Annotated in this window: 9 protein-coding genes; 8 read left to right on the forward strand and 1 reads right to left on the reverse strand. The window is 65.5% G+C overall.

Annotation, left to right across the window (positions count from 1 at the left end):
• Window positions 1–9 precede the first annotated feature (9 nt).
• Entirely contained in the window at window positions 10–1,812 is a 1,803-nt protein-coding gene (locus AC1D11_RS20610; protein WP_477646972.1) for a sigma 54-interacting transcriptional regulator, read from the reverse strand.
• A 258-nt stretch (window positions 1,813–2,070) separates the two neighbouring features.
• On the opposite strand from AC1D11_RS20610, the gene AC1D11_RS20615 reads away from it, so the two are divergent.
• The 8 genes from AC1D11_RS20615 to AC1D11_RS20650 all read left to right on the forward strand — a co-directional run bounded on the left by AC1D11_RS20615 (window position 2,071) and on the right by AC1D11_RS20650 (window position 13,248).
• Window positions 2,071–3,525 carry a benzaldehyde dehydrogenase gene (locus tag AC1D11_RS20615; protein ID WP_477646973.1) on the forward strand — a complete coding sequence of 485 codons (1,455 nt, stop codon included), beginning with the start codon at window positions 2,071–2,073 and terminating at the stop codon, window positions 3,523–3,525.
• A gap of 88 nt (window positions 3,526–3,613) precedes the next feature.
• Window positions 3,614–4,381, forward strand: coding sequence for a coniferyl-alcohol dehydrogenase (locus AC1D11_RS20620; RefSeq protein WP_477646974.1), 768 nt, complete (start codon window positions 3,614–3,616; stop codon window positions 4,379–4,381).
• Window positions 4,382–4,465: 84 nt separating this feature from the next.
• Window positions 4,466–6,145, forward strand: a complete 1,680-nt coding sequence (locus tag AC1D11_RS20625) for a DUF1302 domain-containing protein (protein WP_477646975.1) — start codon at window positions 4,466–4,468, stop codon at window positions 6,143–6,145.
• Window positions 6,146–6,167: 22 nt separating this feature from the next.
• Window positions 6,168–7,526: a DUF1329 domain-containing protein gene (locus AC1D11_RS20630; protein WP_477646976.1), complete on the forward strand. Its 1,359-nt coding sequence runs from the start codon at window positions 6,168–6,170 to the stop codon at window positions 7,524–7,526.
• Window positions 7,526–8,605 (forward strand): WD40/YVTN/BNR-like repeat-containing protein, encoded by a 1,080-nt coding sequence (locus AC1D11_RS20635; RefSeq protein WP_477646977.1) that lies wholly within the window; start codon window positions 7,526–7,528, stop codon window positions 8,603–8,605. Before AC1D11_RS20630 ends, AC1D11_RS20635 begins: the two co-directional genes overlap by 1 nt.
• A gap of 42 nt (window positions 8,606–8,647) precedes the next feature.
• Window positions 8,648–11,071, forward strand: coding sequence for an efflux RND transporter permease subunit (locus tag AC1D11_RS20640; RefSeq protein ID WP_477646978.1), 2,424 nt, complete (start codon window positions 8,648–8,650; stop codon window positions 11,069–11,071).
• Window positions 11,068–12,210, forward strand: coding sequence for an ABC transporter substrate-binding protein (locus tag AC1D11_RS20645; protein ID WP_477646979.1), 1,143 nt, complete (start codon window positions 11,068–11,070; stop codon window positions 12,208–12,210). Before AC1D11_RS20640 ends, AC1D11_RS20645 begins: the two co-directional genes overlap by 4 nt.
• Window positions 12,211–12,288: 78 nt before the next feature.
• Window positions 12,289–13,248, forward strand: coding sequence for an alpha/beta hydrolase (locus tag AC1D11_RS20650; RefSeq protein ID WP_477646980.1), 960 nt, complete (start codon window positions 12,289–12,291; stop codon window positions 13,246–13,248).
• Window positions 13,249–13,256: the final 8 nt, after the last annotated feature.

The raw sequence follows: 13,256 nt of genomic DNA on the forward strand, positions 1-13,256 counted from the left end.
GCACGCGGTTCAAATCAGGCTGTGTTTTCTGGCGCGGTAAGCCAGCTTCGCTCGCGTGGTGTTGAGCCGCCGCGCCGCTGCCGAGAGATTCCCCTGGCAGGCGGAGATGGCGCGTTCCAGCATGTCGCGCTCGGTTTGCTCCAGGGTCTGCCGCGAAGCGGTGGTGCCGGCCGGCACGGGATGCGCGCCGGCCGGCGCCCCGTCGAAATTCAAGGTGCCTGAACTGCCCTGCATCCGCAAGGTCATGACCTCGGTGCTCAAGGTCTCGCCGCCGGTGAATAAGTGATGCACGTCGATCAAGCCGTCGGCATCGGCCATGATCACCGCGCGCTCGATCAGGTTTTGCAGTTCGCGGATGTTGCCGGGAAAGTCGTAGTTCAGCAGCGTGCGCACCGAGGCCTGCGTGAAGCCGCCGGTGTTGCAGCCGTGCTTGCGCCGGTAGTGGTTCAGGAAATGGTTCATCAGCAGGGGAATGTCGTCGCGCCGTTCACGCAGCGGCGGCAGGTGGATGGGGAACACATTGAGCCGGAAAAACAGGTCTTCGCGGAAGCGGCCTTCGCGCACGGCCTGGCGCAAGTCCTCATTGGTGGCAGCCACCACGCGCACGTCGACCGCAATGCCGCGCGTGCCGCCCACGCGCTCGACCTCGCCCTCCTGCAGGGCACGCAGCAGCTTGCCTTGTGCCACAAAACTCAGCATGCCGATTTCGTCCAGGAACAGGGTGCCGCCGCTGGCCCGCTCAAAGCGGCCCGGCCGCGAATGGCTGGCCCCAGTGTAGGCACCGCGCTCCACGCCGAACAGCTCGGACTCGATCAGGGTTTCCGGGATGGCCGCGCAGTTCACGGCAATGAAAGGCTGGTCCTTGCGCGGGCTGATCCTGTGCAGCATGCTGGCGAATTTCTCCTTGCCCACACCCGACTCGCCGGTGAACAACACGGTAGCGGTCGTGCGTGCCACCCGGCTCAATTGATGGCAGGCCGCGTTGAAGGCGGATGAGGCTCCCACCATCGCGTCGCCGGCCGGCACGTCGCTGGGCGCGAGGTCGGCCGGGCCCACTTCGGCGCGCGCGTATGCCGCGGTGTCGACAAACTCCCGGGCGTTCAGGTAGCGCATGTCCTCTTCGATGTTGTCCCACTTGTCGGCGGACTTGCCGACCACCCGGCATTGCGCCTGGCCCATGGACCGGCACATGGTTTCCCGGAAAACGATGAGGCGGCCGAACAGCGTGCTGACGTAGCCCGTCGCATAACCCACCTGCATCCAGCATGCCGGGGAACCGCCTATGCCGTAGGCGGCGATGTGCTCGTCGTCTTCGCTGGAGTTGTGCCAGATAAATTCACCCTCATAGCCGCTGGTGTCGGGGTCGTAGGTCACGCTGACCAGCTCGACCTTCACCACGCCCTCGAGCGCATGCAGGCGCGTGCCGGCCATGGCGGCAGCCGGCGGATCGGCGTCGGGCCAGTGCTTGCGCACCAGCTGGGCATCGCGGGCGCCGCTGACATAACCAGCACGGGTGAACAGGCCGCGGGCCTTCTCGATGCCCAGGCTGTCGATCATTTCGCGGCGCATGGAACCCAGCGCCTCGGTATGCAGCAGCACCATGCGCTGGTCTTGCAGCCAGATGCGACCATCGCCCGGCGAAAAGAACAGGCATTCGCTGATGTCCGCGATCGTCGGGTGCGTGTCACCGCCTATGTGCGTGCTGGCAAACCCGCCCATGGCCTTGGCCACCGACGCGCTGTCGAAGCTGCCCAGCGCTACCCCGGTGGCCCGGGCCACCTCGGCCAGGGAAATGCGATCGGATACACGCATGGCCTTGCTCCTCGATTTGATCAATTGGTGAAATTTGATTCAACTTTATAACCATTTGATCAAGAAAACATGGGTGGTTTCCATGTGCTGCACCGCAGCAAACACACCTAGGGTATGTCCCCGTTTTCCCAGTGAAAAAGCTTTGGGCGCAGCGCAACAAGCGGGCTCTTTCGCGCGGCGCTGGTACATGCATTGCGATACAGGAGCACGACGCGCTGATGTGGCGAGCTGATCAAACAACCGTAAGGACAAAAGCAAATGGGTGTATCCGACGCGATGGCATTTCTGGATTTTTCCGCGCTGGCGCAAGCGCCGCTGGGCGGCGGGAAGCGCGACGTGGTCGAGCCCGCAACCGGCAAGGTGATGTGCACGGTGGGCATCGCCAATGCGGCGGACGTGGCCGCGGCCACGCGGGCAGCGGCCAATGCGCAAAAGCCCTGGGCCGCCTTGCCCCCGCGCGAGAGGGCCGACGTCTTCCGCCGCGCCGGCGCGCTGTTCCAGCAGCACTTCGACGAACTAGCGCTGTACGCCACGCGTGAGACCGGCGGCATATTGCCCAAGGGGCAGCATGAGATTCGCGAAGCCATCACCATCTGCCACCTGGCCGCCGCCATGCCCTTGCAGCCCCAGGGCCATGTGCTGCCCAGCGTGCCGGGGCGCACCAGCATTGCCCGCCGCGTGCCGCACGGCGTGGTGGGTGTCATCTCGCCCTTTAACTTTCCGCTGATCCTGACGCTGCGCGCGGTGGCACCGGCGCTGGCTGCAGGCAATGCAGTGGTCATCAAGCCCGACACCCGCACACCGGTAACCGGCGGCCTGATGATCGCGCGCATTTTTTCGGAAGCGGGCCTGCCCAGGGATTTGCTGCATGTGCTGCCCGGCGACGCCGAGGCCGGCGAAGCTTTGGTCACCGACCCGCTGGTGCCCATGATCGCCTTCACCGGCTCGCCCGCGGTGGGCCGGCGCATCGGCGAGCTCGCGGGCAAGCACCTTAAAAAGGTGTCGCTGGAACTCGGCGGCGCGAACTCGCTGATCATCCTGGACGACGCCGACCTGGACATCGCCGCGAGCAACGCCGCCTGGGCCGCCTACCTGCACCAGGGCCAGATCTGTATGGCCGCCAACCGCATCCTCGTTCACCAGAGCATCGCGGCCCCGCTGCTGCAGCGCCTGGTCGCCAAGGCCACGCACCTGCCGGTCGGCGACGGCGCCACCGGCCAGGTCGCGCTCGGGCCGCTGATCGATGCGCGCCAGCGTGACCGCGTGCATGCCATCGTGCAGGACAGCATCAAGGCCGGTGCGAAGCTGGAAGCCGGCGGAAGCTATGACGGCCTGTTCTACAAGCCGACGGTGCTGTCCGGCGTCAAGCCCGGCATGCGCGTGTTCGACGAGGAGACGTTCGGCCCGGTGGCCAACATCGTCACTTTCGGCAGTGACGAGGAAGCGGTTGCGCTGGCCAACAACAACAGCGGCAGCCTGGCCTGCGCCGTGATATCCCGCTCCGTGGGCCGAGCCATGGCGGTGGGGCAGCAGCTCAAGGCCGGCATGGTCCACATCAACGACCAGACCGTCAACGACGACTGCGTCAACCCCTTCGGCGGCCCCGGCATCGCGGGCAACGGCACCAGCGTGGGAGGCCCATCCGACTGGGAGGAATACACGCAATGGCAGTGGATGACCGTCAAGGACACCGCACCCATGTTCCCGTTCTGAACGGAACGCTGCGACTTTTTCGATTTTTCGATTTTTTGGCTCACCACTTCAAGGAGACCTTCATGAATCCGCATACCCGGGAGGCTTTATGAGCCTGCAAGGCAAAACCATTGTCATCACCGGCACCTCGTCCGGCATCGGCGCCGAGGTGGCCAGGCTGGCGCGCTTCCAGGGCGCCACGGTCATCGGCATGGACCGCAACGATCCCAGCCTCACGCTGGACGGCTTCATCAAGGCCGACCTCGGCACCGTCACGGCCATCGATGCCGCAGTGGCCCAGTTGCCGCCGCAGGTCGATGCCCTGTGCAACATCGCCGGCGTACCCGGCACGGCCGACGGTGAGCTGGTGGCCCGCGTGAACTACCTGGGCCTTCGGCACCTGACTGAAAAAGTGCTGGCGCGCATGCCACGCGGCGGCAGCATCGTCAACGTGGCATCCATCCTGGGCGCCGAATGGCCGCAGCGGCTGGCCCTGCACAAGGAGCTGGCGGCAGCGAAGGGCTTTGAAGGCGGCGCCGCATGGCTGAGTGGGCACCCGGTGCCGCAAGCCACCTGCTACCAGTACTTCAAGGAAGCCCTGATCGTCTGGAACGCCATGCAGTCGCAGGAGTGGTTCCTGGGCAAAGGGGTGCGCATGAACTGCGTGGCGCCCGGCCCGGTGTTCACGCCCATTCTGGGTGACTTCGTCGCGATGCTGGGCCAGGAACGGGTCCAGGCCGACGCCCACCGCATGCTGCGCCCCGGTTTTGCCGACGAGATCGCACCCGTCATCGCCTGGCTATGCAGCGACGCCGCGCGCTGGGTCAGCGGCGCCAACATTCCCGTCGACGGCGGCCTGGCCTCCACCTATATCTAACTGTATCTAACGCTGACACGCCGCGGGTGCGAGGGCACCCATCCCCCATTCACGCAACAACTACACATAACGAGGAGACATTCGATGAACAAGGTATTCACCCCCTTCAGGCCAGCCACGCTGGCCTTGGCCTGCGGCCTGGCTTGCGCACTGCCGGCCCACGCCCTGGAATTGGACAACGGCGACCCCGACACCAAAATCCGGCTGGACTTCACACCCAAGTACAGCCTGGCCTGGCGGCTGAAAGACCCGTCCGCGCTTCTCACCTCGCCGGCCGCCCGCGGCGACGGCGGCGTGACCAACGAGAACGACGGTGACCTCAACTTCAAGAAGGGCCTGGTCTCCAACCGCGCCGACCTGCTGACGGAGTTCGATTACAGCCGCAGCAACTGGGGACTGCGCATCAGCCATTCTGCCTGGTACGACTCTCAGTACCTGCGCGCCAATGCCAACGACGGCACGGCCGGCGTCAGCAATTTCGCCGGCCAGGCGGCCAACCAGTTCGTCCCGGCAACCCGGGACCAACATGGCCGCGGCGACGAATTCCTCGACGCCTTCGTCTGGGGCAAGGGATCTGTCGGCAGCATGCCGGCCTCGATACGCGTCGGCAAGCACGCGCTGCAGTATGGCGAGAGCGTGTTCTTCGGCCAGAACGGCATTGCCAACGCGCAAGGCCCGGTGGACATCGCAAAAATCGTCTCGGTGCCGAACTGGCAATTCAAGGAAGTACTGCTGCCGGTGGAGCAGATTTCCGGCACGCTGCAGGTGGCCGATGGCGTGACGCTGGGCGGCTACTACCAGCTCAAGTGGCGGCCCAGCAAGATTCCCGGGGTCGGCAGCTATTTTTCGAACCAGGACTACATAGGCGGCGGCCGTGTCTACCTCGGCGGGCCGGTGCTGCCCACCGACAGCGGCCGCGACCAGAAACCGGGTGACAGCGGCCAGTTCGGCGCCCAGTTGCGTTGGGCGCCGGCCGGCGGCAACTATGAGTTCGGCGTGTACGCGGCACGCTACAACGACAAGACCCCGGCCGTTCCGGTGTTTGACCTGATCAACGGCAATGTGCACAACGTCTACGCCAAAGGCATCAAGACTTTTGGTGCCAGTGTCACGTCGTCGATAGGACAGCTCAACTGGGCGTTGGAGGGCTCGGTGCGCACCGACGCACCACTGGCCAGCGACCCCGCCGTGCTGGGCGGCGCACCTTTCATGCCACCTGCCAACTGCGACGGTTCGCCCTCCAACCCGTGCTATGCCACCGGCAAGACGGCGCACCTGAACCTGTCGGGCATTTACGTGCTCAACAAGTCCAGCCTGTGGGACGGCGGCGCCCTGGTGGCCGAACTGGCCTGGAACCGGCTCATGAGCGTGACCAAAAATCCCAGCGCCGTTGGCTTCGGCGGGCTGGATCCGAACGCAACGCGGAACGCCGCGGCGTTCCGCATGATCTTTGAGCCGCAGTATTTCCAGGTGCTGCCCGGCCTGGACCTGTCACTCCCGCTTGGCCTGGGCTACAACTTCGGCGGCCGCTCCGCAGCCGTCATCAACTTTGCCGGTGGCGCCAGCAACGCGGGCGACGTGAGCATAGGCATCAAGGGCAAATACCAGAACGTCTGGAACTTTGCCCTGAACTACACCGCCTTCTTCGGCAAGGAGAACACCCTGACCGTCACGGATCCTAGAACCCCCACCCGCATGCTGTCTTATGGGCAAACCCTGAAAGACCGCAACTTCGTTTCCTTCACCGCTTCCCGCACCTTCTGAAAACATTACAGAGACAACCATCATGATGCAGACCGCAAAACACTCATTGCTCGTGGCCGCCCTGCTGGCCGGCGCCATGTCCGCCCAGGCCGCCGTCACGGCCGAAGAGGCCGCCAAACTCAAATCCTCGCTGACGCCCATGGGTGCCGAAAAAGCCGGCAACAAGGACGGCACCATTCCGCCGTGGGAAGGGGGCCTCGCCAAGGCCACCCCGGGCTACAAGAACGGCGATGCCCGGCCCGACCTGTATCCCAACGAAAAACCCATCCTGTCGATCAACGCCAAAAACATGGCGCAGCACGCCGACAAGCTGACCGACGGCGTGCAGGCTCTAATGAAGAAGTACCCCGACTTCCGCATCGACGTGTACACCACGCACCGCACCGCGGCGGCGCCGCAGTCGGTGTACGACAACACCTTCAAAAACGCCACGCGGGCCAAGACCATTGAAGGCGGCTACGGCATGGAAGGCGCTTTTGGCGGCACGCCGTTTCCGATTCCCAAAGACGGCTATGAAGCCATGTGGAACCAGCGCACGGCCTGGCGCGGCGGAAACTTCGCGATGCCGATGCGCGTTTGGGTGGTGACCTCCGACGGCAAACGCACCATGGCCTCCGGCGGCACGCAGACCATACGCCAGGCCTTCTACGACAAGGACGGCAGCGCCGAGAAGTTCGACGGCTATTACCAGTACGGCAAGCTGGTGGTCAACGCGCCGGGCTCCAAGGCGGGCGAAGCCATTCTCGCGCTCGACGGCGTCTCGGATGCCGCGCCGCGCGGCCTGTGGCAGTACCTGGTGGGCCAGCGCCGCGTGCGCAAGGCGCCTTCCGTGGCTTATGACACACCCGACTCGGTGACCTCCGGCATCGGTCTGTTCGACGAGGCCTTCACGCTGTTTGGCCCGATCGACAAACACGAATTCAAGCTGGTGGGCAAGAAGGAAATCTACATCCCCTACAACAACAACCGCGCCGCCTCGGCCAAGATCGAAGACCTGGTGACGCCCAACACGCTGAACCCCGCGCAGGTGCGCTGGGAGCTGCACCGCGTGTGGGAAGTCGAAGCCACGCTGGCTGCCGGCAAGCGCCACGTGGTGCCCAAGCGCAAGTACTACATTGACGAAGACTCCTGGCAGATCGCGCTGTTCGACGGCTGGGATGCCAAAGGCCAGCTCTGGCGCACAAACTACGCACTGATGCTGACGGCACCGGACATTCCGGCCGTGACCAACGTCGTGCTGTGGGGCGGCTATGACATGCAGACCGGCGCCTATTACCTGAACATGGCTTCCAACGAGCTTCCCAAGCAGTACGAAGTGCAGCCCCCGATTCCGCGTTCCTTCTTCAGCGCCGAGTCCCTGTCCAGCGAAGGCGCTCGCTGATGACCGGAACCGCCCAGCCTCGTGCTGCGCGGCGGGCAGTCCTGGCGGGGTTGCTCGGCTGGGCGGCTGCCGCCACGCTCCCCGCGTGGGCTGCCAACGGGCCCGCCGTGTTGTCACAGCCTGCGCTGGTCACACCCAAGGCCTCAGGCGCGGCCACGCTGGCCGTGGCACGGGCCGGCAACCGGCTCGTGGCGGTGGGAGAGCGCGGCACGGTGTTGCTGTCGGATGACCACGGCGTCACCTGGCGGCAGGCGCAGGTGCCTGTGCAAGCCACCTTGACGGCCGTGTGTTTCGCTGACGAACGCACCGGCTGGGCCGCAGGACATCTGGGCGTTATTTTGCGCAGCGTTGACGCCGGTGCCACCTGGGAAAAGCAGCTCGATGGCATTCAGGCGGCCGAGCTGGTGAAGCAGGCTGCACAGCGCAGCGGCGACACCCAAGCCTTGGCACAGGCGGAGCGCCTGATGGAAGAAGGCGCGGACAAACCTTTTTTTGACCTCGAATTTATCGATGCCCAGCGCGGCTTTGCCGTCGGGGCCTACAACCTGATGTTTGCCACCGAAGACGGCGGCAAGACCTGGGCGGCGTGGGGGCCGCTGCTGCCCAACCCGAAAACCCTGCATCTGTATGGCGTGCGCGCCCACGGCCGCACGCTGGTGATCGCCGGCGAGCAAGGCTTGCTGCTGCGCTCCACGGATGGCGGGGCCAGCTTTACCGCGTTGCCCTCGCCGTACAAGGGCAGTTTTTTCGGCCTGCTGCAAACACGCGCCGGCGCGCTGGTGGCCTACGGCCTGCGCGGCTCGGCCTACCGGTCGACGGACGAAGGCGCGCACTGGGACAAGCTCGACACCGGCGTGCCCATGGCGGTGGGCGCCGGCATCGCTTTGCCCGACGGTGGTTTTGTGCTGCTGAGCCAGACCGGTGATGCCTTGTTGGGCGCTGCCAGCGGAACCAGCCTTCGGCGCATTCCGGCACGCGAGCCGGTTCCGGTTTCCGGCGTCGCGCTGGCGGCCGACGGCAGCCTGGTACTGGCAAGCCTGCGCGGCATGCGGCGCTTGCCCGCGCTGCCGGTTAACTGAAAAAAACAACGAAGAGACATGCGCCGCCCGCGGCGAAACTTTATGCACGCCGATTCCTCCTCCGCTTCCTCTCCTGATCTCCAGCCCGTCGTCGGGCGGCTGGAGGATTTCGACACGCGCTCGGGCACGCTGCTCGAGCGAGTTTTTTTTAATCACCGGCCCTGGGTCATGGCCGTCTGCGCGCTGCTGACCCTGGTGCTGGGCTGGCAGGCCATCAAGCTGCAGCTCAACGCCAGTTTTGAAAAAACCATCCCGACGGGCCACCCCTACATCGTCAACTACCTGGCCCACAAGGCTGACCTCGGCGGCCAGGCCAATGCGCTGCGGCTGGTGGTGGAGGCCCGGCAGGGCACGATCTTCGACAAGACCTACCTCGATGCGCTGCAGAAGATCAACGACGAAATCTTTCTGCTGCCCGGCGTAGACCGGCCTTTCATGAAGTCGCTGTGGACATCCAACACCCGCTGGGTGGCCGTGACCGAAGAAGGCCTGGACGGCGGGCCGGTGATCCCCGATGCCTATGACGGTTCACCCGCCAGCCTGGCCGGGCTGCGCGCCAACGTCGAGCGCTCGGGCGAGATCGGCCAGCTGGTGGCGGGCGACTTCAAGTCCAGCATCGTGTTTGTTCCCTTGCTGGACCGCAACCCGGAAACCGGCAAGGCATTGGACTATGGCGATTTGTCACGCCAGATCGAAGTGCTGCGCGCCAAGCATGGCAGCGATGCGCTGCAGATCCGTGTCACCGGTTTCGCCAAGGTGGCCGGCGACCTGATCGAGGGCCTGCACCAGGTGCTGCTGTTCTTCCTGCTGGCTCTCGTCATCACCACCGCGGTGCTGTTTGCCTACACCCGCTGCGCCCGCAGCACAGCGCTTGTGGTGGCGTGTTCGGTGGTGGCGGTAGTCTGGCAGTTCGGCCTGCTGGCACTGCTGGGTTATGAGCTTGATCCTTATTCAGTTCTGGTGCCCTTCCTGGTGTTCGCCATCGGCATGAGCCACGGCGCGCAAAAAATGAACGGCATCATGCAGGACATAGGGCGCGGCACACATCGGGTGGTGGCAGCGCGCTACACCTTCCGGCGCCTGTTCGTCGCGGGCCTGACCGCGCTGCTCTGCGATGCCGTGGGCTTCGCTGTGTTGGTCATCATCCAGATCAAGGTCATCCAGGACCTGGCCCTGATCGCCAGCATCGGCGTGGCGGTTTTGATCTTCACCAACCTCGTACTGCTGCCCATCCTGTTGTCTTATGTGGGTGTGGCACCCGCCGCGGCGGCGCGCAGCCTGCGCCAGGAGGCGTCACAAGGGGCGCAACGTTCTTGGCTGTGGGCCTTGCTGGACCACTTCACGCAAAAGCGCTGGGCCACGGCAGCCGTGGTTGTTGCGGCGCTCATGGCCGCAGGCGGCTATGCCATCAGCCTGCATTTGAAAATCGGCGACCTCGATCCCGGCGCATCCGAACTGAGACCAAGCTCCCGCTACAACCAGGACAACGCCTACCAGATTGCCCACTACGCAGCGAGTGCCGACATCCTGACCGTGATGGTGACTACACCCGCGGATAAATGCACGGCCTATGGCACGCTGGCCAAGGTGGACGCGCTGGCCTGGCAGCTAGAGCAATTGCCGGGCGTGGAATCCACCAACTCGATGGCCGCGCTATCCAAGCTGGCCATGGTGGGTTACAACGAAGGCAACTTCAAGTGGTTTGAGCTGCTCCCCAACGAAGGCGCTTTGGGCGGCGTGCAGACGCGCGCCCCGCGCGAACTTTTCAACCAGAGCTGCTCTTTCCTGGCGCTCTACGTTTACCTGAAGGACCACAAGGCCGAGACGCTCGCGCGCGTGGTGGCCGATGTGGAACGCTTCGCGGTGGCCAACAACACGCAGGATGTCGCCTTCAAGCTGGCCGCAGGCAGTGCCGGCATTGATGCGGCGACCAACATCGTGGTGGGCAAGGCCATGCGCGAGATGCTGCTGTGGGTGTATGCGGCAGTGGTGATTCTGTGCTGGGTCACCTTCCGCTCCTGGCGCGCCGTGGTGGTGGCGGTGCTGCCGCTGGTGCTGACCTCGATCTTGTGCGAGGCACTGATGGTGGGCCTGGGCATGGGGGTCAAGGTTGCCACGCTGCCGGTGATTGCGCTGGGCGTGGGCATCGGCGTGGACTACGCCCTCTATGTGCTCAGCATCACACTGGCCCGCATGCGTGAAGGCGCCAGCCTGTCCGAGGCTTATCACCATGCGCTGCAGTTCACCGGCCGCGTGGTCCTGCTCACCGGCATTACGCTGGCGCTGGCCGTAGGTACGTGGGCTTTTTCACCCATCAAATTCCAGGCCGACATGGGCATTTTGCTGGCCTTCATGTTTGTGTGGAACATGGTGGGGGCGCTCATCCTGCTGCCCGCATTGGGGTATTTTCTGCTGCGGCCGGCGGTCGTCCAGCCCACGCCGGTCGATGCACGAGTGCCGGTATGAGTCAGCGTAGCGACACGCTGGCCCGCCGCACGTGCGGACTTCTTCTTTCCGCGACGATGCTGCTGGGCGCGGCCGCGGCAAGCCATGCCGCGCCCGAGGCCCTGGTCATCGGCCAATCGCTGCCGCTCACCGGTGCGGGCTTTCCGGTCGCCAACCGCGTGCTGGCCGGCGCCCGCGCGCATGTGGAGCGCGTCAACGCGTCGGGCGGAATTGCCGGGCGACGCGTTGAACTGGTGACGCTGGATGACGGCGGAGACCCACGGCGCGTGGCGGCCAATCTGCGCACCCTGGTGAGCCAGCACAAGGCGGTGCTGATTGCCAATTGCCTCGGCGAACGAGCCTGCCTTGAGGCTGCCCAGGCCACGCGCGAACTTCGCCTGCCGCTGGTCGGCCCGATGTCGGGCGCGTCGGCTTTGCGTTCTCCCGATGTCCGCCATGTTTTCAGCCTGCGACCGGATGATGCGCGAGAGGCCGATGCACTGGTGCGCCAGCTGGCATCCATCGGCGTCACCCGGGTCGCGGTGCTGGCCGACGGTTCCGAACCGGCGCGCACCGAGGCGCTGGTGGCAGCCTTGCAACGCGACGGCCGGCAGGTCACGCGCATCACCGCCGACGCGCGGCTGGCGTCCATCGAAGCGGCATTCCGCGACGTGGCCAAGGCCGCGCCGCAGGCCCTGGTCCTCAACCTGGGCAACGAGGTGCTGGATGCGCTGGGGCGGCTTCCGGCCTCAACCTATGACAGCGTGCCGTCCACCGTCGCCACTTTGTCGACGGCGGGGTTGACGCAGCTGACACGGCTGTTTCGCAACCGGCTGGTGGGCTACACCAGTGTGGTGCCGAATCCCGAGGTGGCCCGCCTGCCCATCGTGCGTGAGCTCGAGCGCGATGCAGACGATTTCATCGGCCCAGAGGCTATGACCTTCGAAGGCCTGGAGTCCTACCTGAACCTGCGCGTCTGCACCGAAGCCCTGCGCCGTGCCGGCCCACGCGCCGACGGCCAGCGCCTCGGCGAGGCGATTGAAAGCATCGGGGCACTGGATCTGGGGGGCTTCAGGCTCTCGTTCGGCCGGGAACGACACCACGCCTCGGACCATGTCGAGATCGGCATGCGCGCGCGCGATGGCAAATTGATCAGATGACACCCCCGAAGCGCCTGCGGCCCGGCAAAGCCGGTTCCGCGCTGGCCCCCGTATGGCAACTTTGAACCAAGGACTGCAATGACCACATCTTCCATCCCCGCCGTGCTCAACTCGGCTCACCTGGACCCCGCGCTAGCCGGTTTTCTGGCCCAGGCCGCCGCGCAGGGCAACCCGCCGCTGGAAAGCCTGCCCCCTGCCGTCGCTCGGCAGGTTTATCGCGAACTGGCCGACACACTGGGCTTGCCGGCCCCGGCCATCGGGAAGGTGAAGGACATCAGCTTTCCCGGGCCGAGCGGCCCGCTGCGCCTGCGCGCATACAGCCCCGACGCCCCAGGCCCTCGGCCCGTGCTGCTCTACGCGCATGGCGGCGGTTTTGTGATCGGCGACCTGGAGACCCATGACAAGGTCTGCCGCACGCTGTGCCACCACAGCGGCATGCTGGTCGTGGCGGTGGACTACCGGCTGGCGCCCGAACATCCCTTCCCCGCTGCGCCCGACGACGTCGAGGCCGCCTTGCGCTGGGTGATCGCGAATGCCGTCGCGCTGGGCGGCGATGCCGGCCGCATCGCGGTGGCCGGCGACAGCGCCGGCGCGCAGCTCGCACTGGTGGCATCGCGCCGCGTCAACGCAAAAGCCGTTCGTGCCCTGGGCCTGATTTACCCGGTGGCGCAGCACCCCAGCCAGCCCAGCGCATCCTACCCGGAGAACGAAGGCAAATTCCTCACCATGGACGTGATGCAGTGGTTTATGGCCAGCTACCTCGGCAAGCAGGCCGATGCGGACAAGCACCCTGACTTTGCCTTGCTGGACTCAGGCGGCCTGGCGAAGCTTCCCGCCACCTGGGTGGCCACCATGGGCCACGACCCGTTGCGTGACGAAGGCCACGCCCTCGCCCTACGCGTGGCATCGACCGGCGTGGAGGTGGTACACCTCCACTATCCGGAGGCGATTCACGCCTGTATCCATTTCACGGCCGTGTCGCCTGTCGGCCTGCGGGTCATGACGGACCTGGCGCAGTGGTTGCGCGCGCGGGTGTAAAGGCTTGC

This window comes from Polaromonas sp. P1_E11 (assembly GCF_056405995.1).

Coding starts and splice junctions, on each gene's coding strand:
- AC1D11_RS20625 (WP_477646975.1), top strand. CDS start 4,466: ATGAACAAGGTATTCACCCCCTTCAGGCCAGCCACGCTGGCCTTGGCC.
- AC1D11_RS20610 (WP_477646972.1), bottom strand. CDS start 1,812: ATGCGTGTATCCGATCGCATTTCCCTGGCCGAGGTGGCCCGGGCCACC.
- AC1D11_RS20645 (WP_477646979.1), top strand. CDS start 11,068: ATGAGTCAGCGTAGCGACACGCTGGCCCGCCGCACGTGCGGACTTCTT.
- AC1D11_RS20650 (WP_477646980.1), top strand. CDS start 12,289: ATGACCACATCTTCCATCCCCGCCGTGCTCAACTCGGCTCACCTGGAC.
- AC1D11_RS20620 (WP_477646974.1), top strand. CDS start 3,614: ATGAGCCTGCAAGGCAAAACCATTGTCATCACCGGCACCTCGTCCGGC.
- AC1D11_RS20635 (WP_477646977.1), top strand. CDS start 7,526: ATGACCGGAACCGCCCAGCCTCGTGCTGCGCGGCGGGCAGTCCTGGCG.
- AC1D11_RS20640 (WP_477646978.1), top strand. CDS start 8,648: ATGCACGCCGATTCCTCCTCCGCTTCCTCTCCTGATCTCCAGCCCGTC.
- AC1D11_RS20615 (WP_477646973.1), top strand. CDS start 2,071: ATGGGTGTATCCGACGCGATGGCATTTCTGGATTTTTCCGCGCTGGCG.
- AC1D11_RS20630 (WP_477646976.1), top strand. CDS start 6,168: ATGATGCAGACCGCAAAACACTCATTGCTCGTGGCCGCCCTGCTGGCC.